Origin of the sequence: Leptolyngbya sp. FACHB-541 (assembly GCF_014695875.1) — a bacterium.
GTDB lineage: Bacteria > Cyanobacteriota > Cyanobacteriia > Elainellales > Elainellaceae > JAAUTN01.
Genome location: NZ_JACJPC010000060.1, coordinates 17,841 through 40,255 on the forward strand (window position 1 = coordinate 17,841; position 22,415 = coordinate 40,255).

Annotated in this window: 22 protein-coding genes and 1 riboswitch; of the genes, 8 read left to right on the forward strand and 14 right to left on the reverse strand. The window is 48.4% G+C overall.

Annotated elements, in window-relative coordinates; genetic code table 11:
* Positions 1 to 296 precede the first annotated feature (296 nt).
* The 3 genes from H6G00_RS12590 to H6G00_RS12600 form a co-directional block, all read right to left on the reverse strand.
* A complete protein-coding gene (locus tag H6G00_RS12590) occupies positions 297 to 1,259 on the reverse strand; it encodes a polyphosphate kinase 2 family protein (RefSeq protein WP_190796986.1) in 963 nt (320 codons plus the stop codon).
* 126 nt (positions 1,260 to 1,385) lie between these two features.
* Positions 1,386 to 2,417 (reverse strand): histone deacetylase family protein, encoded by a 1,032-nt coding sequence (locus tag H6G00_RS12595; RefSeq protein ID WP_190796987.1) that lies wholly within the window; start codon positions 2,415 to 2,417, stop codon positions 1,386 to 1,388.
* 148 nt (positions 2,418 to 2,565) lie between these two features.
* Positions 2,566 to 2,715 (reverse strand): hypothetical protein, encoded by a 150-nt coding sequence (locus tag H6G00_RS12600; RefSeq protein ID WP_190796988.1) that lies wholly within the window; start codon positions 2,713 to 2,715, stop codon positions 2,566 to 2,568.
* A gap of 282 nt (positions 2,716 to 2,997) precedes the next feature.
* Here H6G00_RS12600 and H6G00_RS12605 point away from each other — a divergent pair, with 282 nt between their 5' ends.
* Positions 2,998 to 4,821, forward strand: a complete 1,824-nt coding sequence (locus H6G00_RS12605) for a serine/threonine-protein kinase (RefSeq protein ID WP_190796989.1) — start codon at positions 2,998 to 3,000, stop codon at positions 4,819 to 4,821.
* Positions 4,821 to 5,423, forward strand: a complete 603-nt coding sequence (locus tag H6G00_RS12610) for a GspH/FimT family pseudopilin (protein ID WP_190796990.1) — start codon at positions 4,821 to 4,823, stop codon at positions 5,421 to 5,423. The genes H6G00_RS12605 and H6G00_RS12610 overlap by 1 nt, the downstream gene beginning before the upstream one ends.
* A 148-nt stretch (positions 5,424 to 5,571) precedes the next feature.
* On the opposite strand, the gene H6G00_RS12615 is transcribed toward H6G00_RS12610, so the two are convergent.
* The 4 genes from H6G00_RS12615 to H6G00_RS12630 form a co-directional block, all read right to left on the reverse strand.
* Positions 5,572 to 6,156 carry a hypothetical protein gene (locus tag H6G00_RS12615; RefSeq protein WP_190645419.1) on the reverse strand — a complete coding sequence of 195 codons (585 nt, stop codon included), beginning with the start codon at positions 6,154 to 6,156 and terminating at the stop codon, positions 5,572 to 5,574.
* A 142-nt stretch (positions 6,157 to 6,298) separates the two neighbouring features.
* A complete protein-coding gene (gene thiC / locus H6G00_RS12620; protein WP_190796991.1) occupies positions 6,299 to 7,675 on the reverse strand; it encodes a phosphomethylpyrimidine synthase in 1,377 nt (458 codons plus the stop codon).
* A gap of 8 nt (positions 7,676 to 7,683) precedes the next feature.
* Positions 7,684 to 7,781, reverse strand: a riboswitch (TPP riboswitch).
* A 350-nt stretch (positions 7,782 to 8,131) separates the two neighbouring features.
* The gene (locus H6G00_RS12625; RefSeq protein WP_190796992.1) at positions 8,132 to 8,542 is read right to left on the reverse strand and encodes a fasciclin domain-containing protein; all 411 of its coding nucleotides are present in this window, start codon (positions 8,540 to 8,542) and stop codon (positions 8,132 to 8,134) included.
* A 91-nt stretch (positions 8,543 to 8,633) separates the two neighbouring features.
* Positions 8,634 to 8,813, reverse strand: a complete 180-nt coding sequence (locus H6G00_RS12630; protein WP_190796993.1) for a hypothetical protein — start codon at positions 8,811 to 8,813, stop codon at positions 8,634 to 8,636.
* A gap of 218 nt (positions 8,814 to 9,031) precedes the next feature.
* Here H6G00_RS12630 and H6G00_RS12635 point away from each other — a divergent pair, with 218 nt between their 5' ends.
* The 3 genes from H6G00_RS12635 (at position 9,032) to H6G00_RS12645 (ending at position 11,639) form a co-directional block, all read left to right on the forward strand.
* Positions 9,032 to 9,481, forward strand: a complete 450-nt coding sequence (locus H6G00_RS12635) for a DUF4112 domain-containing protein (protein ID WP_190796994.1) — start codon at positions 9,032 to 9,034, stop codon at positions 9,479 to 9,481.
* Positions 9,482 to 9,673: 192 nt separating this feature from the next.
* Positions 9,674 to 10,060, forward strand: a complete 387-nt coding sequence (locus H6G00_RS12640) for a hypothetical protein (protein WP_190796995.1) — start codon at positions 9,674 to 9,676, stop codon at positions 10,058 to 10,060.
* 82 nt (positions 10,061 to 10,142) lie between these two features.
* Positions 10,143 to 11,639 (forward strand): YdiU family protein, encoded by a 1,497-nt coding sequence (locus H6G00_RS12645; protein ID WP_190796996.1) that lies wholly within the window; start codon positions 10,143 to 10,145, stop codon positions 11,637 to 11,639.
* A 72-nt stretch (positions 11,640 to 11,711) separates the two neighbouring features.
* Here H6G00_RS12645 and H6G00_RS12650 read toward each other — a convergent pair whose 3' ends face one another.
* The 5 genes from H6G00_RS12650 to H6G00_RS12670 all read right to left on the reverse strand — a co-directional run bounded on the left by H6G00_RS12650 (position 11,712) and on the right by H6G00_RS12670 (position 17,688).
* Entirely contained in the window at positions 11,712 to 12,482 is a 771-nt protein-coding gene (locus tag H6G00_RS12650; RefSeq protein WP_190796997.1) for an FHA domain-containing protein, read from the reverse strand.
* Positions 12,483 to 12,516: 34 nt separating this feature from the next.
* On the reverse strand, positions 12,517 to 13,626 hold the full coding sequence (locus H6G00_RS12655) for a hypothetical protein (protein WP_190796998.1): 1,110 nt from the start codon (positions 13,624 to 13,626) through the stop codon (positions 12,517 to 12,519).
* A 132-nt stretch (positions 13,627 to 13,758) separates the two neighbouring features.
* Positions 13,759 to 15,360, reverse strand: coding sequence for a mechanosensitive ion channel domain-containing protein (locus H6G00_RS12660; protein ID WP_190796999.1), 1,602 nt, complete (start codon positions 15,358 to 15,360; stop codon positions 13,759 to 13,761).
* Between the two features lie 103 nt (positions 15,361 to 15,463).
* Positions 15,464 to 16,570, reverse strand: coding sequence for a saccharopine dehydrogenase NADP-binding domain-containing protein (locus H6G00_RS12665; RefSeq protein ID WP_190797084.1), 1,107 nt, complete (start codon positions 16,568 to 16,570; stop codon positions 15,464 to 15,466).
* Between the two features lie 248 nt (positions 16,571 to 16,818).
* Positions 16,819 to 17,688 carry an inositol monophosphatase family protein gene (locus H6G00_RS12670; RefSeq protein ID WP_190797000.1) on the reverse strand — a complete coding sequence of 290 codons (870 nt, stop codon included), beginning with the start codon at positions 17,686 to 17,688 and terminating at the stop codon, positions 16,819 to 16,821.
* A gap of 474 nt (positions 17,689 to 18,162) precedes the next feature.
* Between H6G00_RS12670 and H6G00_RS12675 the strand changes: the two genes are divergently transcribed.
* Positions 18,163 to 18,396, forward strand: a complete 234-nt coding sequence (locus H6G00_RS12675; RefSeq protein ID WP_190797001.1) for a hypothetical protein — start codon at positions 18,163 to 18,165, stop codon at positions 18,394 to 18,396.
* A gap of 173 nt (positions 18,397 to 18,569) precedes the next feature.
* On the opposite strand, the gene H6G00_RS12680 is transcribed toward H6G00_RS12675, so the two are convergent.
* Positions 18,570 to 19,070: an orange carotenoid protein N-terminal domain-containing protein gene (locus tag H6G00_RS12680; RefSeq protein ID WP_190645439.1), complete on the reverse strand. Its 501-nt coding sequence runs from the start codon at positions 19,068 to 19,070 to the stop codon at positions 18,570 to 18,572.
* A 97-nt stretch (positions 19,071 to 19,167) separates the two neighbouring features.
* Positions 19,168 to 19,521 (reverse strand): DUF565 domain-containing protein, encoded by a 354-nt coding sequence (locus H6G00_RS12685; RefSeq protein WP_190797002.1) that lies wholly within the window; start codon positions 19,519 to 19,521, stop codon positions 19,168 to 19,170.
* A gap of 300 nt (positions 19,522 to 19,821) precedes the next feature.
* On the opposite strand from H6G00_RS12685, the gene H6G00_RS12690 reads away from it, so the two are divergent.
* Together H6G00_RS12690 and H6G00_RS12695 are read left to right on the forward strand one after the other, a co-directional pair.
* A complete protein-coding gene (locus tag H6G00_RS12690; protein WP_199318456.1) occupies positions 19,822 to 20,493 on the forward strand; it encodes a hypothetical protein in 672 nt (223 codons plus the stop codon).
* An 82-nt stretch (positions 20,494 to 20,575) separates the two neighbouring features.
* Positions 20,576 to 22,369 carry a glycosyltransferase family 39 protein gene (locus H6G00_RS12695; protein ID WP_190797003.1) on the forward strand — a complete coding sequence of 598 codons (1,794 nt, stop codon included), beginning with the start codon at positions 20,576 to 20,578 and terminating at the stop codon, positions 22,367 to 22,369.
* Positions 22,370 to 22,415 lie beyond the last annotated feature (46 nt).

Sequence of the window (22,415 nt, forward strand, 5' to 3'; positions counted from 1 at the left end):
CTACAGGGTGTCACCTCAGATCTTGCACTCATTGGCAGGGTGATCCGGAAGGTCATGGGGCATTAGATGTACATTGCATCTAATCCGCTAAAAACCCTGGTTCCCTGGAGTGGTGGCTACAGCAACTGCTCAATTTCTTCATAGGCATACAGCAGGCGATCGACACGCAAGCGAATGATGAATTCCTGGAACACAGAAGCAATTTTGGGTTGCTCTTGCTGCGTTTGATGAGAGAACGTTCCCAGAGGCGGTAGAGCTTGCTGGGTTGGTTCGTAGTGACTAACGCTATGGGCTACCTATTCTGGAATTTTCACATTATCCAATGCTTCTGTCTCTGCTGGATACTGAGGATTCATCGCTTCAAGGGTGTCAGCGATCGCCCTTGCTACAACCAGGTTGCGATACCACTTTTTATTAGCAGGCACTACATACCAGGGCGCGTAGTCAGTTGAGCAATTTGTAATAGCCTCCTCAAAAGCAAGCTGATAATCATCCCAAAACTGACGTTCTTTAATGTCACTAAAGGAAAACTTCCAGCGCTTATCTGGATTGTTTAAGCGACTCTCCAACCTCTTTTTTTGCTCATTCTTGGAAATGTGGAGAAAGAACTTAACCACCATGATGTGATTAAGTGTGAGCATGTGTTCAAACTCATTAATCAACTGATAGCGCTTACGCCAAACGTTTTCTGGTACTAAATCTTTGACTCGAACAATTAATACATCCTCATAGTGCGATCGATTAAAAATGGTGATCATACCGCGAGGTGGAGTTCGCTGATGATAGCGCCAGAGAAAGTCATGGCTAAGTTCTTCTACACTGGGCTGCTTAAACGACCAGACCTGACAGCCTTGAGGATTAATCCCCTGAAACACATGTTTGATTGTGCCGTCTTTGCCACCTGTATCCATTGCTTGCAGCACAATCAACAAACTACGCTGTTGTTCTGCAAACAGCCGTTCCTGTAGCTTCTGCAAGCGTTCTCTTTGATATTCGAGTTCTGCTTCGACATCCTTCTTACCCTGATAAGACTCCGCAGTGTCTGGGTCAATATCAGCAAGATGAAATGGCTCCCCTGGATGAACTCGATATAGGGGATAGTTGGGTTTCGGTGGCGGATCACCAACAACCGCCGTCTCGGGTGACATAACGTCTGTCACGGCTGCCGTTGCTGCTGCTGCCGCCCTTTTTGTTTTAGCAGTTTCGGCTTTGTCACTGCCAGAAACAGAATTGGGGTTAGAAGAATTGGAATGGTTCATAAAGAATCTCGCTGAAGCGCCCACGAGTTTTTGCTGTAAATGCAGGGTAGCGGAATTGTAAGCTGCGAGACCTCTCCCCTCTGTTAGACTTTGCTATCTAGATGTCGACTGAAGTGCACTGTCAGATTATGCCGCTTCAAACCCAGACAACACATTAACCGCGTTGATGCCAATTTCGGCTACTGCATACCCCCCTTCCATCACAAATAGAGTTGGTTTACTAAGATGGGCAATAGCCTCCCCAATTCGCTGATAGTCGTCCTGTTTTAGGCGAAACTTTGAGATAGGATCATGCTCAAATGTGTCAACCCCGAGCGATATAACCACAACATCTGGAGCATAGTCACCAATGTGATTAACCGCATCTGCAAGCGCGTTCTGATAAGTTCCCCAATCCGTTCCCCAAGGCATCGGATAGTTGCGGTTAAATCCTTCACCTTGCCCTACACCGATTTCATCTTCATAGCCTAAAAAGTAGGGATACTCATCTTTGGGATGAGCATGGAGAGAGAGGAAGAAAATGTCAGCACGATCGTAAAAGATGGACTGGGTGCCATTGCCGTGATGATAATCAATGTCCAACACCGCAACCCGCTCCGCACCTGCGTCTCGAAAAGCTTGAGCAGCGATCGCCGCATTGTTCAAAAAACAGTAGCCTCCATAGAGGTCACGTCCTGCATGATGTCCAGGTGGACGGCAGAGCGCAAAAACAGCTTGTTCTCCATTCGCCACCCGCTTTTGTCCGGTTAACGCCACATTGGCAGAGGCGCGGATTGCTCTCCAGGTTCCGGCAGTGATGGGCGTACCTGCATCAAAGGAGTAATAGCTCAGTTTGCCATCAATGGCTTCTGGAATGCGGTCTTGACGCATCGTTCGCGTTGCCCAATTTAGCGGCAACGCATCATAATCTCCGTGAGCTGCCACCCACTCACCCCACGCCGTACTCAAAAAGGAGACAAACTGCTGATCATGGACTTGCAAGATTGGCTCAAGCCCAAACTCCTCAGGTGGCAGTACCTCACCCAGATTTGCCGATCGCACCTGTTCAAGCACCATTTCTGCCCGTTTTGGCATCTCAAACGGAGGTAAAAACTTGCCATCAATAAGTTCTGCTGTAGCGTTTTGATAATGATGCTCGTCGCTGTAGATTGTAATCATTCCTAACCTTATTAAAGTCCTGCTTGATCCAATGCCATCATTAAATCCTCCGATAAGTTAAGAGTCTGTGCCCACTGCTCCAAATAGCCAAAATCCAGCCTTTCACCCTGAAGCTTAAGGACGCCTAAAACATCTCGCCACTGTTTTTCTAAATCGCTGTTTCTTCGCCTCGTTCAGCTTTGTCCTCAATACTCAACCGCCGCAATAGATTGAATATCAACACATCTACATCAACGCTAGTGTCATCTGACTGAGCCTTATATCCCGACTTAACAATTGCTTTGGGAATAGAAGGCATTTTTTTATTTTGAATATTAATATTTTGACTCTAAAGTTCTCTAGAGCATTGAGATAAACGACCCGTCAAGTGCCTCACCCACATGGGTGAATGCGAAGCTACTTATGAAGATTTAGAGAAACATCATTCTGAACCTTTTGAGGGAAGCCCATAATTCCAGGTAGGGGGTTAAACTGATCTATGAGTTTATCCTCCTAATGGTGTACTCCGATGGAAATAGGGAAGGCTTCTATTTATAAATCAATTTAATTCAAACTTTGAAATTTTCTGACTTAATTGACGTTGAGACCTAAACCTCATTACTGCGTTAACCCGACTTGCCCCAATCCGGCTGATCCCGATAGTGCATCAGCTACAGTTTGTCGTCATTGCAATTCAACCTTGCTGTTGCAAAATCGATATCGCGTCAAGCGGCAGGTCGGCGAAGGTGGCTTTGGCAAAACTTACTTGATTGAGGACACGCTGAACATAAAGGCAGGCAAGACTGAAACGCAAAAAGTTCTCAAGGTCTTGCTAAACCAGTCGCCGATCGCCGCCAAGCTATTTCAGCGAGAAGCAAAAGTATTACGCCAGCTTCGTCATCCCGGAATTCCTAAGGTAGAGGAAGAATCCTTTCAGTTCCGACTTGGCGCTGGCGCTGAAACGCTGCATTGCCTAGTCATGGAGTTTATCGAAGGGGTTGACCTCAATTCTTGGGCTAACTCACGCGGCAAGCTGCGCCGACCAGTGACTCAAGCTCAGGCGATCGCCTGGTTAAAACAACTGGTTGACATTCTTGGCGTACTGCACAACAACTCAGTGCAGCAGTGCTTTCACCGCGACATTAAGCCGTCTAACATCATCTGCCGTCCCAATGGTCAGCTTGTGCTGATTGACTTTGGTGCGGTGCGGGAAGTAACGCCTACCATGTTAGTCAAGGTAGGCGGCGGGCAAGCTCTGACCGGCATTTGTTCCCCTGGCTATGCCCCGCCGGAGCAGATCGATGGCAGACCTTTGCCGCAGTCTGACTTTTTTGCGCTGGGACGCACCTTGGTACACCTGCTAACAGGCAAGCATCCACTGGAATTAGACGCTGACCTCTACACGGGCGAACTGCGTTGGCGGGATCAGGCTCCCTCCATTAGTACTCCGTTAGCTGACCTAATTGACCATTTAATGGCTCCAACGGTAGGTAAGCGACCGCCAAACACAGACGCAATCTGGCAACGCCTGGATGCGATCGAGCAGGGATACGACCTTCAGGATTATCCTCAGAAGCAAGATCATGAGCAGGAAACAGCGCTGCTGCCTCCTAAACGCGCTGGCTTGAAAAAGCTGCGCTTGGCGCTGGCAGTACCCGGAGTGGCGATCGCCCTGGGTCTGGGTGGGGTCACCTGGCAGTGGGGAGCCATGCGGATGGCAACGGTCTACCACGAGCGTGGCATTACGCATCAGATTGCAGAAGAACTGTATCTGGCTCAAGTTGAGTTGGAGCGGGCGATCGCCCTCAAACCCGATTATCCAGAAGCCTACTTCCACTTAGGACGTAACTATGAGCAGCTAGGCGACCTTGAGCAAGCTCGCACGGCTTACGAAACTGCTCAGCAGGCAGGGTTACCAGAGGCATACAGCAACCTGGCTCGGCTTGACATTTTAGCAGGGCAGCCAGAGCAGGCAATTTCGCTGCTGCAAGCAGGATTGAAACTAGAGCAAAATGATACTATTCGGTATTCCATGCTCAAAAATCTGGGCTGGGCTTACTTAACCCAAGCGAATTACACTGAGGCAGCATCTTACCTAAATGCGGCAATTCAGCTTAATGATGAAGAAGCCTCTGCCTATTGCTTAATGGCACAGTTGGCAGAAGTTCAGGGATCGCCTGAAGTGGTGACCAACTGGGAGTCTTGCCGCCGTTATGCATCTCGGATGCACCCTGACCAAAGACAGTGGCTTCAGCAGGCTGAGCAATATCTCACAACGATTCAGGAAGACGCTCAGCCGAAAACTCAACCAGGAATTCAGTCAGGTCAATCGTCTACCCGTTCTACTCGTGAAAGGGATCAACCTAGCATTCAACCACCTGCGCCACACGATTTGCAGCGTCTGGCAACGGATGGAGGGAGATGATGAAACTTCATCAGTTGCGAGTTTCTGAGAGGAGCGATCGCCCACCTCAGCACTTCAGTCAGGGATTCACCTTGATTGAACTGCTGGTCGTCATTTGCGTGATGGGAGTTTTGGCAGCGATCGCTATCCCTAACTTCATCAGTCTGGTTAATCAAACCCGAGTCAACCTTCTAGCCGAACAAATTCGTCAATCACTCAAGGAAGCGCAGCAGCAAGCTATTTCGGAAGGCTACAACTACACGGTTCACTTTCGGAAAACTGATACAGGAATTCAGGTTGCACAGTCACCCTACACGACAGAACCACGAGAATGGAAAACGCTGTCTCCCAATATTCCAGCAGATCGGCTAATTTTCACCATTCCAGACTCTTCCAACAACTCACTCACATTTACGCCCGACGGCACCGTAGAGTATGAAGCGCTCGTGTTTGTCGCATTGGGAAACGAAGATCAACTCCAAGTCAGCACCAGACGCTGCATCAATGTGCTGAATCGCAGAGGCGGTATTAGTTACGTTCAAATCAACCAGGCCACAGCCTGTGAGATTGCGCCCAACATTTCACCCTATTTACAGCCTCCACCTGGAGACATTGCTCGCTAATCCTTAAGAGGCTACAGATAGAAAGGCACCCCGCTGAGCGGGGTGCCTTTCTATCTGTAGATTTTGAAATTGGTAGTAGACACTTCAGTTAAAGAAGGGAGGCAGAACCCAGTCCTGTCTCCCTTCTCCTTTAAGATGTATAGCTAATTTAACCGCGAGCGCGTTCTAGCAGAATCATCATGAGCAAGCTGAGTAAAGCTTGAGCTTCTTCGCGATCGCTCATTTGATCAACTGGTTTTAATACAAACTTTCTTGAGAAGAATGAAGGTAGCTTTTCCAAACGCATCACCACTTGACCATCGGGACGGCTGACCAGATATTTGGGGTGAAATACATAGCCACTGAGCGCTCCCAGGATTGGAATTTCCTGAAACAAGCTGTCCCAAATTTTGACCCAAGGATTTTCTTCTTGAATCATCAAGTTGCTTGAATCACCATCAAAAATGTCATATCTGGCGCGCCAGAGTGACCGCAGACCGCGACGCTTGACGCTGCCTAAGTAGGCTCCATCGTGGTCAGCAAAGTTATAACGAGCAGAAAAATCAATGATGCGATCGGCTTTGATCGTGAATTTCGAATGGGTCTGTTGAGCATCCGAAAAAACAGTGATGTGTTCCTTAAACTTAAACAGCTTTTGTCTAACGTATAAGACCAAGTTGCCCTGAGCATCTGTGACTGAAATGGTGGGAGCTAGCGTCCAGATCTTAAAAGTTAGTTCGAGAGGATATTGCATAACGGGTTCGGGAAGATGAAAGAAATATTACCCCCGATAGATTCCAAATTACTGAACGTAATTCCGGACGAGGGGTTTGCATTCTAATTAATCCCGGTTTTCGGACCCAATCAGGGGCCTAAGCCCCTGATTCCAAAAATCGTTACACACCGCTGCCAACGCTTTTCTTCGCCAGAAACTTCTCTAGCTCGGTTAGCGCTTCTGCATCAACTTTGGTTTGCATGGGACAAAACTTCGGACCACACATCGAACAAAACTCAGCCGTTTTGTAAATATCAGCGGGTAATGTTTCGTCATGGTATTCCCGTGCCCGCTCAGGGTCGAGCGACAGCTCAAACTGGCGATTCCAGTCAAAGTTATAGCGTGCGATCGAAAGCTCATCATCGCGATCGCGTGCCCCCGGCCGATGACGCGCAATGTCTGCTGCATGAGCCGCAATTTTGTAGGCAATTAAACCATTTCGCACGTCTTCTGCATCGGGTAAGCCGAGGTGTTCTTTGGGTGTGACATAGCAAAGCATTGCTGTCCCGTGCCAACCGGCGATCGCCGCTCCAATCGCTGAGGTGATGTGGTCATATCCTGGCGCAATATCCGTCACCAGTGGTCCCAACACATAGAAAGGTGCTTCTGAACATTCTTCCATCTGTTTGCGGACATTAAACTCGATCTGATCCATCGGTACATGTCCTGGGCCTTCCACCATAACCTGTACGTCATCTTCCCAGGCTTTGCGGGTAAGCTGCCCCAAAGTTTTTAGCTCTGCTAACTGGGCTGCGTCTGATGCGTCGTGAGCGCAGCCCGGACGCAAGGAATCACCCAGACTAAACGAAACATCATATCTTTTGAAAATCTCAATGATGTCCTGAAAGTGAGTGTAGAGTGGGTTTTGCTTATGGTGATGTAGCATCCAACGAGCTAAGATACCACCGCCTCGTGAAACAATGCCTGTCAGCCTCCCTCTCACCAGGGGTAAATGTTCGATCAAAATGCCTGCATGGATCGTTTGGTAGTCCACCCCCTGCTGAGCATGTTTTTCAATGATGTGCAGGAAGTCATCAGGCGTGAGGTTTTCAATGGTGCCATGTACACTTTCTAGCGCCTGATAGACCGGAACGGTGCCGATTGGTACGGGTGAGGCATTAATGATAGCAGTGCGAATTTCGTCTAGATTGCCCCCACCCGTGGACAAGTCCATCACGGTATCTGCGCCATACTTGACCGCTAGTTTAAGCTTGTTGACTTCTTCTTGCAGGTCGGAAGAGTTGGGGGATGCGCCAATGTTGGCATTCACTTTGCAACGAGAAGCAATGCCGATCGCCATCGGCTCCAGATTCTTGTGGTTAATGTTAGCGGGAATAATCATTCGCCCCCGCGCCACTTCCGCTTGAATCAGGTCGGCAGGCAGGTTTTCGCGCCGTGCCACATAGTGCATCTCTTCTGTGATTACACCTTGACGGGCATAGTGCATTTGAGACACATTGCCTTGTCCGCGCCGCTTGGCGATCCATTCAGTCCGCATATGAGGTTCCTCAAAATAAACAGCTTCCCTCCGCTGGTGCTAGCCAGACTCAGGTTCTAAGGGTGTAATCTCAGCCTGAGAAACTCAGGCACCCCTAGCTTGACTGCTTATCTTATCACCCTTGAGCAACGAAGCTGCGCCGACTGTAAAAACTTGACGGTTCGTATTGGACAGCAATGCTGTAGAGAAGTTGCTTAATGATTTAAGTTTTTTGCCGCTAAATAGGGTTCCAACACTGTATACCAGGCGATCGCCCTTTCCAGTGAAGGCTTGAGGGCGATCGCCTGGTTAACTGACAAAACTCCCAAAACTATGGGTATATCGTAGGTTGGGTGAAACGAACGCGTAACCCAACAGAATCTAGGCAAGCGTTGGGTTACGCTCTGCTTTACCCAACCTACATCAGAAGATTTGTCAGGTGACTAGGAGCGATCGCCTCTCTTCTTTACACCTTTTCTACACCAAAAGTGCTGGCGTTAAAACAGCGTCAATGACATGAATCACACCATTGTCAGTCAGGATATCAGTTTGCAGTACCTTCGCCTCATTTACGTGAACGCCGTCTCCCTGCTCAACAGATACCACTGAACCCTCTAGGGTTGGGGCTTCATCGATTTCAGCCAAATCGTCCGAGCGCACATCCCCTGAGATAACGTGATATAACAACACCTGCTTTAGCTTATGAGGATCTTGAAGCCAAGATTCTAACGTTTCTGCTGGGAGTTTTTTAAATGCGTCATCAGTTGGCGCAAGTACAGTGTAAGGACCTTCCCCTTTGAGAATATCTACAAGACCAGCACGTTCGACCGCTGTAATCAATGTCCCAAAAGAACCTGCTTCAGTAGCAGCTTCTACTAAGTTAGCCATAGTTCATTTCTCCGCTTAGATTGCCACCCTGAGAGCGTATGTCTGAAATGAGGCAAAATTCATCGCTCAAAGGATAGGCTCTAAATCAAATCTACCGATTCAGGTCTTCAAAAAAGTCTTTAGGATCTTCAAAAAACTCCTCTACATCCTCAAAAAATTCTTCTAGATTTGGTGACGTAACTTCAACAATAGGATCACCCAAGACTCGTACAATCAAACCGCTGACAACTGCAATTAAAAGAACGCCTAGCCAACTCAACGGTCTATTCATACCTGAATTGTCTTTATCGTGTGCTTTTGGCATTGCAATAAATCTTGTGAGTAATCCTGTGAGTGGTCACGAATGGAATGAATTCTACAGCGATCGAGTCAATAAATATAACCTGAAACAGGCAAAATTTCCTTAAAACATATTTCTCACGGTACAAGCTGCTTTTCAATAACTATGTCAAGCTTTTAGACGTATGAATATATGAATATTACTTTGACATGAATACATCAAGTTTAAATGCTGTAGAACGGCTTGCTACCCTCAATCGCATTCGTAAGCTGAGTCGATTGATGGATACTGCCATTCGCATTCCTTTTATTAACTTTCGAATTGGGCTAGATCCTATTTTAGGTCTGGTTCCTGGTGCAGGAGATGTAGTTACAACTGCGTTTTCGGCTTATATTATTTTTCTGGCACGGCGCTTTCAGCTTCCTTCGGAGGTGCTAGGCCAAATGATTGCCAACATTGTCTTAGAGGCAGTGGTGGGTTCGGTGCCCCTTCTGGGTGACTTATTTGACGCTTACTACAAAGCAAATGTGCGAAATCTGGCTCTTTTAGAGAGGCATTTGCAGATGGCTGAACCAGATCTTGAGCAAGTTGACTCCTTGAATCTGTCGAGTACAGAGATGGCTGGGACTGCTTCTGCAAACATATCTGCTCCGAGGTAAACGGGTAATTCTGCCCGGGGCAACCTACCAGAATGAGTACTTTTGTTCTACAAACAGCCTTCTGAAGATAGACGGCACCTTTTAAGCAGTGTTTTACAAAGGAAGGGTAATAGTTTCAGGTCAGATTTAAAGCGATCCAAGAGCGCTTTAAATCCCCTGTACTGAAGTCACAGCTTAATAAGGAAGTGCATTATGGCAGTTAAGGAACTCCGTAAAAGTGATGTAATGGCGCACTTGCTAGAGGCGCTCGACGAAAAGCAGGATATCGGACATTATGGCAGGCTGACGTTTGCTATGGTGGCGCGTCACTTCATGTCAGAAGAAGAACTGGTGACTTACCTTCAGAAAGACCCAGACTGTGATGAACGGGAGGCGCGATCGCTCTACCAGCAGGTGCAGGGCAAGGACTACAATCCACCCAAACGCGATCGCATCCTGGAATGGCAAAAAAATCAGGATTTTCAGATCTGTCCTGATTCCGATGATCCTGATGCTTGCAATGTCTACAAAGACCTTCAATTTCCTCAGGATGTCTACGAACACATCTCTGAATACTACGAGCAAAAATCAAATAGTTAGACCTCCATCGCGACCAAACGTTTATACGAACCAGGACTTCCTTCTAAGATGAGAAGATGAAGTAGGTGTTCTAGCAGTAACCATGTTCCCTGAAGCCCTTGACCGGACGAGTTCTCCAAATCCTTTTCTATCGCTCAACTATGAGCCAGCCCTAGAAAATCTGGGAGACGATTATTTTGATATTGTCTCAGCAGCGGAGTTTCCCCGTCACATTCTTCGCTTTCGTAATGATCAGGTGTTGCCTAAGCTAGGACTTGATCCGAAGTCGGTTACGGATGCAGATTTTATCCAGGCTTTTGGACATTTTCAGGCGCAGCAACTGCCGCTAGCGCTACGCTACCACGGCTATCAGTTTGGTGAGTACAATCCGTTTTTGGGTGACGGCAGAGGCTTCCTGTACGGGCAGGTGCGTGGTGTAGACGGTGAACTGTACGATTTTGGCACTAAAGGTTCTGGCACAACGCCTTACTCCAGGGGTGGGGATGGCAGACTCACACTCAAAGGGGGTGTACGAGAAGTGCTGGCATCCGAAATGCTGAATGTTTTGGGTGTCCGTACTTCTCGTTGCCTCAGCTTGATTGAAACGGGGGAAGCACTCTGGCGAGGAGATGAGCCGTCTCCCACGAGATCTTCGGTAATGGTGAGATTTTCGCGATCGCACATTCGCTTTGGCACGTTTGAACGACTCCATCACCTGGGTCGTCCTGATCTCACCCAAAAGCTGCTGAATCATGTGATTCAGTACTACTATCCGCATCTGTGGAACCAACCTGACCAGTACGCTCATTTCTATGCAGAACTGGTGCAGCGAGTCGCAAAACTGGTTGCAGAATGGATGTCTGTGGGCTTTTGTCATGCCGTACTCAACACAGACAATATGTCGATTACTGGGGAAAGTTTTGATTACGGTCCTTACGCTTTTATTGATCAATACGATCCTCGCTTCACTGCTGCTTATTTTGATTACGCTGGTCGCTACAGCTATAGCAATCAGCCTTCAATCTGCCGCTGGAATTTAGAAATGCTGCAAGTACCACTAAAAGCAGTGATCAGCCCCGCAGAAATGGAGTCAGGTCTAGCTCAGTTTGAGCAACACTATGTCACTGCCTATCTACAGCAAATGCTGAACAAGTTGGGTTTTGAAGGATTAGAGGAACTAGATGAGGCGATCTCGGAAAGATATCCGCAAGGGGTCGCCACTCACTTACTTAAACTCACTTTGCAACTGTTAGAAGAAGCCCGAATTGGTTATCACGACTTCTTTCTAGCGTTACGACAACAGTTTTCACCAGATTGGCGCACCGATAAAGCCTTAATTTTTGCTGAAGGTGAATCCCAATCTGATGCAGTGATGGATTGTTTTGACCAGTGGCGATCGCACTATCATCAGATTCTCACTGCTTTGCCGGAGGAAAAGATGGGGGCGATCGCCCAACGGCTGCAACAACACAATCCCAGCACTATTTTACTTAGACCCGAAATTGAGGCAATTTGGGAACCAATTACCGTTGAAGATGACTGGGCTCCCTTTTATGACCTACTCAAGCGAATTTGGGAATCTGTTCAGCCAATGAAGTAATTGTCGAGATTTCTGCCTTTTCCCGATTTTGCGGCAAGGGTGATCGCCTAACACCCAGCAACGCCCAACATCTTACCCTTCTTTTTCTTGCCAGAGGGTGAAATGTTCAGGATATTCCACTAGGAGGCAGAGTTTGCCAGAGTCAAGTTCAGATTGCCAGAGGTCAGTTGCTTTTTCGCGCAAGCGTTTAGCAAAAGAGATGCCTTCTACCAGAACTTTGCCTTGAAAAACACACTCTGTAAAACCCTGGTTCAAAATACCTTTCTCTTTTAACTCTTCCACCTTAAACATTAGTCGCTGCACTGCGGGTGCCTCAACCGCAGAACTAGGTGCCGAGCTAGTAGGGTTGCCTTGAGAAATATAGAAGAGACCATCGGATGAGCCGTCTTGAGGCAAAGAATCATCAGGCAAACCGTTTTGCACTGGATTAGGTTGACTCACAGCGTTTCGATTTGCATTGGATGACACATTGGCAGCACTACCATCAATCAAAGTTGCTTTTGAGCTATTCATTGCTGCTGCCTGCAAGTCCAGTTCTTTGACGAGTAGAATGAACCCGCCAATGCGGATAATATCGTCTGTTTGAAGCAAAAAATTCTGGTTGGTCTGCACTGTCTGGTCGTTGACCTGAGAGCCATCGGTACTGCCCAAATCGGTGTAATAGTATTGCCCCGACTGATACAAAACTCGACCGTGAACTCGACTCACTTCAGGACTATTTAGCACCAGATCACAGTTTGGATTTCGTCCGATTAGACCACCCCCCTGAGTTAATGTTTCTGGTGTTAGGATTTTTTCCTGAGACTCACCTGTTTGGTAGTAAATAGCCCTTATTTTAATCATGATTTTTTGTCACTTTTGACTTTGACCCAATCCGTTAAAGCGTTGTTTGCTCCTCCTGATTAGGACTTTGGTTTTGCCCAATTACAGTAATTTTTTCTGAATCGGCACTTGTTAAGGAGGAGACTTTGGGGTTGGCTAATGGAGAATTAGGACTGCTTCCATCAGCAGGCTTGGGGATAGTGACGTTGTTTAAGTCTTGACTTGGAAACGGGGTGGCAATGCTTGGCTTGTTGCCAGTTTTTGCTTTTGAGGGACCGATTACCGTTTTTTCATCTGCGGAGCTATTAGGCTGGAACGGTCTGGCAACGGTCGGCTCATCTGCTGACTGCGATTGGAACGGTCTGGCAACAGTTGGCTCGCTTGGGGCTGGGGAACGAATGACGGTCTGATTGTTTTGGGGATTGAGGAAACCGGGTGTGGTAACAGGTTCATCCCAGGGATTGGGCTGACGGGAGGGTTTGGCGATCGCCTGCTTGCTCTCCTCCTTTGGCAGAACAGTGGGTTCTTCAGCCGAGCTCGTTGCATTGGGGTTTGCTTCAGCAGACCCGGCAAAGTGAATTTGGTTGAGCGACTCAATTACGGTAGGGGCATCGGCTAGAGCTGCGTCTGACTCGGCCTGAGTAAAATTCTGAATTGCTTCTGCAATTGCATCTGCCTCTGTAGCTGAGATCAGTGTCAGCGGCTCCTGAATGACTGTGCGATCGCCTCCTACAGCAGATTGAGCAGGAATTGCACCAAGGGGCTGATCAAAATCCGATCTGCTGGAGTGCTTGACTGATTTCTCTTCTACCAGTTGAAACCGAAGCTTGCCAGCAGGTTTTGCAGTCAGTTTAACTGCATCGGGTAGAGGTACTTCAGACTGCGATCGCTCAACTAAGCCGTCTTCTAGCTTGGCTTTACGGGACCGATTTGATAACGCTAAGGGACGGCTCTGTCGCCAAATCTCGTAACCAATAATGAGCAAAAGAATTAGGGAAAACGCGACGAGCGCTCCCCACAACCAAGTAACGACCAGAACGAACCCGCCAATTGCCAAACCCCAATAGACAAGGCGCATTTGCTCTACCTCTATGACTTTTTCCCGGGCTAGTAGGCGATCGCACCACTCCCACCCAGCGATCGCAAACCCAGCTTGCGATACCAAGAAGTTGCTTTCACCCTATAACTTCTCCAAGCAACTGGAGTCGTTTCAGGAAAGTTTAGAAACGAAGGTTTGTTTGAGAGGTTGAATTTTTTGTGCATTAAGCGCATGGAAAATCCAACCCCTTGAATAGCTTTAAAGCTGCGATCGCTCTAACCACTGCTGCACCATCTGCTCCATTTTTGGGGACAGTTTCAGGGGCAGGTGATCGACTTGGAGGTGCAGGTCGCGTTGGGGGAAGGGAATGTCTACCTGATTCTGACGTAGCAGAGCTTCCATGCGGAAATAGAGATCGCTTTTGATCACAACTTGCTTGCTGGGTTCTGCTGTCCAGACCAGCAGTTCAAAATTCAGGCTGCTGTCGCCAAATTCTTTGAAAAAGACTTGGGGCTGCGGAGTTGAAAGAATTTTAGGATGATTTCGCGCCGACTCTAACAGCGCCGATCGCACCGCTTCAATGTCTGAGCCGTAGGCTACCCCGACAGGCAGGTGAATTCTAGAAACAGGGTTATCGTGGCTCCAGTTGATCACTTCCTGTTCTAAAAAACGGGAGTTTGGCACAATGATCGAGATCTGATCGAGCGTACGAATTAGGGTGCTGCGTGCCCCGATACGCTCGACGTTGCCTTGAAATTCACCAACTTCAATAAAATCTCCAACTTGAATGGGACGCTCGAACACTAGCACCAAGCCGCTGCCGAAGTTCTTGGCAATATCCTGCAAACCAAAGCCGATTCCTACCCCGAGGGCGCTGACCAAAATTGCCAGGGAACTGATGTCTAGCCCCCAAATTTGCAGCACCACCAGCGAACCAATAAACAGCATGGCATAGCGGATGATTACCGCAACAGCTTCCTGTGCGCCTCGGTTTACCCCAGTCATTTGCAGAATGCGGGACTTGAGTAGATCCGTTGCCATTTTGGTAAAGACGATCAGCCCCAGCAGCATGAATGCCAAAACCAGCAGATCCGTCACTGAGTAACTGCTTTGCCCCAGGGTAATGATGGGAGAGGTAAAGCTAGCTATTAGGCTATTGAAGATGCGGTAGCCCCACTGACGAGTCAGCGGAAACAGGTTAGTAATGTAAAGCGTTGCGCCCAGCCATACGCCCGTTCGGGCAATCGCCAGCAGCAGATTCACCAGCAAATTCAACGCTTGGGGGTGTTCAATGGTTTCATCTTCATCGGCATTCGGCTGCGGCAAGATTGCAGCTAGGGAAGGGCGCAGCGATCGCTGCCAAAACTGACCCAGCCCCCAATGCAACAAAATGGCGATCGCCACGACTCCCACAGCGATCGTTCCTGCCCACCGCAAAAATTCTGCCGTCCGCTGCTGCTGGGCTTGCTGAACAGCATCCCTAAGCCGCCGGGTTAACTCTCTTGCCTGCTCTTCAGGGGTTCTGCCTAGGGGAGCATCCCGGTCTGTCACCGTCATGAGATGGCGGTCATTCAGCCGGATAGTCGGCAAGCCGTTGCGCTGCTCAATTTCAATCTGGACGGGCTGATCTTCCTGTACTGCTTCTTGTAGCAGCGAATTGACCAACTCTGCCCGTTCGGTGGCTGTGTATTCGCCTGAAGGGCTGATTTGAAAAATTTCTCGCCCGTCTAACACCACCGAAGCTGGAATTTCTTTTTGGGCGATCGCCGGGGCTATTAGCAGAATTAGCGTCAGAATTAAGGCGATGCCAACGGTTTGTAAAATCTGCGATATGGCAGATAAAAGTCGATGAGGTGCCAATGAATCTCAGTCCCAAGCGATCGTTCCCGATGCCATTCTGCCTCAAGTTTGAGGGCTAAATTATTAAGAACAGGCAGGCATAAAGCATAAATATGCTTAGACGCTACACCCACTCTTGCTGAATAGTAATGTTGCGCGCTTGCATGGCTTGCTCAAATAAATCTGTAGGAAGGGCCTGCTCAACAGCCCAAACCCCTGGTTTTTTTAACTGACCAGACAGCAAGAATTGAGCAATGCAACCCGTACCAAGACCCGTAGCGATCGCTGCACTAGAATGTACCAGGGCTGAGCGGTAGCGTTTGGGCTGTCCTGCTTTTTGCCCAACCACTTCAGCCTGCACACCCACTCCTCTGCCGCTAAACAAATCGGTGACAGAAGTCATGCGATAACTCACGTGAGATAGAAACTCGACGCCATTGGGGTTTTGCAGCCACGATTTAGGAAATACATTGGCAGCAATCCAGGTCAGGTGATTGTAGAAATCGGGCACTGAACCAAACTTGGTCACAACGGTTTTTACCGGAAAAGAATTCACTAGAGTGAACGTCTCCGGCATCTCATACCAGTAGGTGTGAACCGTACCATAGGGAGCAGGGAGGTGAATCTTTTGGCGTTCGGTGTAAGGCTTGATTTTTCGCCATTGCCCATCTATCCAGGCTTCAAATGGCTTGAGCAATCCCAGAAATGTTGTTCGCATTACGGTTACGCCTGCTCCACCGGAGCCGCTCACCACGTAGTAAAGGCGAATCTCTTCTGCCTGGTCAAGTTGCTCTACGCCCTGTCGCACCATGCTGTTAGAAATACCCGGAAATATACCAGAGTTAACAACAGCAGTTACTCCAGCTGCCTCCGCCTCTACCTGATAAGACAGAGCTTTCTCGGTAAAGCCGCGTGTATCGCTGACATCAACGTAGTCCACACCCTGCTCGATACAAAACTTCAGGACGCTGGTGTCACGGTAGTGAAAGGGCCCAGCACAGTGAACGACCACATCAGACTGGGCGATCGCCTGCCTCAACTTTTCTTGGTCCGCGAGGTCTAGCTGCAAAAATCGTACCCGTGAACCAAGCTGCTGGCTGCCCGATTCGTCTTTGAGGGTGTCACTTCTACCCGTGACGATAACCTCTGCCTGAGTGTGATCGATCAGGTCGGCCGCAACACTGCTGCCGATTCGCCCCTGTCCACCTATAACTAAAACCTGTGTCATCAGTCAGTATTATTCAACACCAACCTCAGTTCACCACTTTTAGAACGGGTTTACATCGGCATAAAGCAAGAATCTGTGAGCGGTATTTTGTCCCTATGGGCATAAGCGCTGTGAGTGCTTATGCTTCAGTGCTTCTGACTCATAGCAAACACGCATCTTCTAATATATTTCCTGCATGAATCATTTTTTGAAGCGTGAATAGTGGTGCGGCGAAGCCGCACCACTATTCACGCAAGAGATCTAATTTATCTTCAGGTCGATGCTTGTGATAGAGAGGCGATCGCCTCCAAAAGATGCTGGTGTACTATAACATTAGCCGCAATGACCAAACCGGGACGAGAATAATCTTCGCAGTCGTGCAGTGGTGGAAGGGGTGCTCCAGTGTGAGTCGTGACAATGCAGCCCGCCTCTTGTGCTAAAAATGCCAATGCAGCACTATCAATAAATTTGCCTGCACGAGTGACTGCTCCTGCTAAATCTCCACTTAACATGCCATTCACGTTAGGGATCTGGACTTCATCGGAGTAAGAAGTAGCAACGTCAATCACAGTGTAATGGTCTTTTAGCTTTGGCGCGAGTGCCTCCATGCCCCATCCCAGCAGAATTGTTGGACTGGTTTTAGCAATTTTCAAAGGCTGACCGCTTGCCAAACCCGCATCTAAAGTGCCTTGCCAGCAGCCTTGCCCCCGAAAGGCAAAACAGTAGGTGTTTTGTGCGGGAGTGATGGCGATCGCCGCCTCAAACTCATCCCAATTCAGCACACCCACAATAATTTGATAATTTGAATGCCCGTCCAGGTAAAACTGGGTGCCGTCAATCGGATCAAGCGTCACCAGATAATCATCTTTTTCGCCTAAAGTAATAGCTCGAAAATACTTTGTATTGTAAGACTGCTCATACTCTTCCCCATAAAAGCGAATGTCAGGAAAAGCACCCACCAGTGCCACTTCTACCAGCGTTTGAATCGACAGGTCAGCATCACTCAGCGCTGCTCCAAAGAAACTATCTGACTCTTTAGAAGGACGCGCCGCAATCTTGGGCTGAACTTCAACCGCGTAAGCAGCAGCGATCTTGAGATAGGGAAACAGCGTTTCCAGAATTAAACGGGGAGTTGGCGACATCTGATTTGGCTCTCACTATCAGCAGCATGGCAACAATCTTACCCCTTAAGCTCAACGAAGCTTTATGCTTAGCGAAACAAATTAGTTTGTTCAGATTTCAATAGGGAAATTTGCTTGAAAGCTGTCAACTTACAACTCCCTAAGTTTGTTCAAATCCTACTTTCCACAGGGTTAAACTGGGAAAAGGAGCGAGGATACATTTAACGTTTGTTAAACGCTATAACAGTATGTTGTTAACCTAATTCAAAGAGTATAATTCTATCAGCCAGTTGGGTTTGTATTCTTGCTTCCTTAGGTGGACGCAATCGGTTTAGAGAAATTTAATACTGGCAAATGTAGCAATCTTCAATCACCTGTAAAAAGAGCGGTTATGAGAAGAACATTCCTCAGAGGTATGCCTCTCATAACCCATTAGGATTGCCATATAGTTCACCACCAAAGTAAAGTTTGTAGCTCATTTAAGAATTCAAAATTATGTCAACCCAGAAGCCTTCAAACAATTCAAATCCTCCCTTTCCTACCCCTGATCCGGTTCATCTTCAGTCTCAAGCGAGTAGGGATGAAGTTCATGAAACGCTTGCCAAAGAGCAGGGCAAAGAAACTAATGTAATTGATGATGTGGAGAATAGCGACGGGGATAGCGACCTCATGGAAGCTAAGTTTCAACCGACAGCTTATGGATTGAGCAGCCCACCTCCTGCGGATTAAGTACTGCCATCAGGTGTTCTAATTTGTCGTAAAGCACTTTAGGGCGAAATCGGGCAGACTTTTGTCAATCTCTTCATCCAGAACAACGGGATGCGCTCTACACATCCCGTTGTTTTGTTTGTATGTAGTTCAATGAACTAGCGAGCAACGTCTGCTAATTTTCAGAGTTGGCACTAGAGTCCAGTAGCTTCGTCATGCTCTGCCGTAGTGGGATCAACTCCCATGGGGGAAACGATATCGCGGAAGAGGGTAATTTGCTGTTGAAACTCTAGCCCTTTGATTTGATTGAGCAAACCTTCTGCTTCAGAGGCAAGCTGATAGTTGGGTGGCATAGGGATGATTGTGGCACTGTCCATACCCTGAGCCAGCAGATACCAAAACAGCAGTTTGGTGGTATCGCCTAGTGCGCCGTACTCCCGGCTAATCAGATTATTATTTCCGGAAATCAAGTCTCGCTGAATCTGCAACTGCTGTTCATGAGACATATCCTTAACTTGATTAAATAGCCCCTCTGCAACTTCTGTAGAAACGGTGCTAGCTCCAGGTGCCGCAGGCGTAACTGATTTGCCCATTTCTTTGTAGACAAACCAAAATAGGGCTAGCTGCTGGTCTACGTCCAGACTACGAAAGTTTTGGACCAGTTCGCTGGAGGGGTTTGAAGTCGTATATGTCATGAGAGTCTCATAAATCGTCTCTCTGACGCTATCAAGACCGCTGCGATCGCTTAAACCTGCTAAAGGCAGAGGCTCATGACCCCTCTCAAGACATAGCTTAACTGCCGATTTTGAAAGCTTCCACAAACATTCCGTAGATCAAACCAATCTTGACGCCGTTCAACATTTCTGTGAACAAGGGGCGCTTAAAAGGGCCTTCGGCTGACCTGCGAAGGCGATCGCCTCTGGTTACAACCCAATTAGTTAGTTCCGTAGAGGCAACCAACAGTAGGGCAACTATAGAATCCAGTTCGGCGGTTTGTCCGGCGGTTGTTGCGACTATTGTTGCCAGTAGGTTCCCAAACAAGAGACTAATAATTGTCAGCGAAAACCGTCGCCAAGGGTTTTGTAACCACCGATCAAGCCGTCCGAGCAGGGTATCGACCAAACTGTTAAGACGAGTGTTTTGCATGTCCGGGGGTTCTCCAGAAACTAGGCAACAGCAATCGGGTTTAACTCATCAAACTATCAGAATTAAACCATTAGAACAGAGATAGGGTGAAGTCGCAGCTGCACAAACCCTAAAATTGCGGATCGCATAAGTATCGGGATGAAGTAATGTAAGTCCTGAACTAGACTAAAGGAAGAAAGAATTGAAAGTCTATTTGAGTGTAAGATGCCAACCTAAAGAGCATCTCCGACTCATGCTATAGGATGTGATACACACCATAGGCTGTTAGCGGTAGGCTGTTAGCGGCTTATTGAAGAGCAGTTGATTTTTCCGTTAATTCAATTTCGCGAGTTTGCATGGGGGCAGGGTGAAGTGACCAAAGATATGAAGCTAAAACTCTACCCCGCAGTTATTGGAGTTTTAGGTATAGGCATTATTGTCTTATTGATTGGACGATTTGATGTCAGCATTTTAATGGAACCCATCCCACCTGAAGAAATTGGGCTGGATTCTGCGCCTCCCATTGCCGAGGAAGTTCCTAGAGAAACGGTGCCTTCTCCTAGCGTCACTTCGCCCCCAGTTGCGGTTAGCCCAGCGGCTCCAGCTTCTCCATCTGCGCCTCCAGATGCAAATCCGGCGATCGCTCAATCTGGCAACCTGCGAGTCAGCAATCAGACTGAGCATCCTGTACGAGTTGCGCTTTTGTCGCAAGTTCCAGGTGATGCTACCTCTGCCTCAGATGCCTCAGCTACCGAAAACAGAACAGACGCTTATAAAGAACCTGTTCATTGGGACTTCGCACCGGGAGAGGGCAGCGCTAGTGGTCTGCTGCTTTCTCTACCAGAGGGTGAGCTTCAACTGCAAAACGGAGATGTTTTGGTCGTTTTTGCTCAGGATGGTTCGCGGCAATATTGGGGTCCATACGTGGTCGGCAAAACGGCAGGACCCACCTGGAGCAGCGGAACCCGAGAATGGCAGTTGATCGTCCAATAGAAAAGTCAGTTTTCCAGTTAAAGTAAGGTCTGGCAGACTATCTGTCAGACCTTAAACCTTCTTAAGTATCTGATAGCTCTACATGAAATTTGGGATCGATCGCCCCAGCAAACTTTTCCAACACTGGGAACAGCCCGTTCCAGCCTGGACACTTTCAATCATTTGGATTTGCCTAATCAGCTTTGTGGCTTTCATCTGGCATCTAGGCAGCATCGGTTTGGTTGACGAAACCGAGCCACTATTTGCCGAAGCCGCCCGCCAAATGACTGAAACGGGGGACTGGATTACGCCTTACTTTAACGGGGCAACTCGGTTTGATAAGCCACCCCTGATCTATTGGCTGATGGCGATCGCCTACCAAACCATTGGGGTTAACGAGTGGGCTGTGCGGCTGCCTTCAGCACTGGCGGCGATCGCCCTCACCACAATGGGATTTTACACGCTTAAACAGTTTGGCTTTCCTTCCCCTGCTGCGGCTGAAACGGCAACAGTTCCAAACTCACCTCACAAAACCAGTCGTCAACGCTGGCTAGGGGCCTGGATCGGTGCAGCCATGATGGCGCTTAACACGCACACGATTGTCTGGGCTAGAACAGGCGTTTCAGACATGCTGCTAAGCGGCTGTATGGGAATCGCATTACTTGCTTTCTTTTGTGGCTATGCTCAGCCTGCGCGACCCCAGGTGCAAGCCCGCTGGTATCTAGCTTTTTATGTGCTGTCTGCATTGGCTGTGTTAACCAAAGGTCCCGTGGGGATCGTGCTGCCTGTGCTGATTATCGGCGCATTTTTGCTTTATGTCGGCAACGGTTGGACAGTGCTGCGTGAGATGCGACTGCTGCGCGGTGGGCTGATCTTTTTAGCGATCGCCGTCCCCTGGTATATCCTGGTCATCCAGGCTAACGGGCAGGAATATATCGATAACTTCTTTGGCTACCACAACTTTGAGCGGTTTACCGAGGTCGTCAACCGTCACGATGCGCCCTGGTACTTTTACTTCTTTGCTGTTTTAGTTGGGTTCGCGCCCTGGTCGCTATATCTGCCCGTGGCGATCGCCCGTCTTCGCATCTGGCAGCGCACCCACTGGCAACAGCAACCCCGCGCTACACACCTGGGTCTGTTCGCCTCAAGCTGGCTGTTGATAATCTTCAGTTTTTTCACCATTGCGGTCACAAAGCTTCCTAGCTATGTCCTGCCGCTGATGCCTGCCGCAGCCATTCTGGTGGCGCTGCTGTGGAGCGAGCAAATTACTCGTCAACAGATCAGTCGTAGCGTTTTGATTACAGGTATTGTCAATACTATTTTTCTAGTAGCGCTGGCTGGGGCAGTGCTTTACAGCCCGAATTGGCTGGGCGATGACCCCACCATGCGAAACCTGCCAGAAGTAATCCGCCAATCCGGACTTTTGCCCTGGGGAGCAGCGAGTTGGGCGATCGCGGCGATCATCATGTTGGTTTTGCTGCTGCGTCGTCAGGGACGCTGGCTCTGGCTGGTTAATTTCATGGGGTTCTTTGCTTTCATCGTGTTTGCTGTCATGCCTGCTTTCTCAGTTGTGGATAGTCTAAGACAACTCCCTTTGCGACAGCTTTCAGAGACGATGGTGCAAGCTCAACAACCGCAAGAAATGCTGACGATGCTTGGGTTTCAGAAACCTAGCTTGGTATTTTACACAGAACGCCCTATTCTGTTCATCTCTGATCCCGATGACCTGGAAGAGCAGCTCGATCAGCTCTTTGAGCAAAATACCCCTTCAGTGCTGATGGTAGCCTTTCCCCACAAGCTAAGAGAAGCAGACCTGGAGCCTGAACAATATCAGTTGGTTGAACAAGCAGGAGCCTACCAGCTAATTCGGATTCAGCTACCGCTCAAGGAGAATTAGCAGTTGTCGCTGAATTGAATGGTTGGCATTTGCCATCCGTCATGAG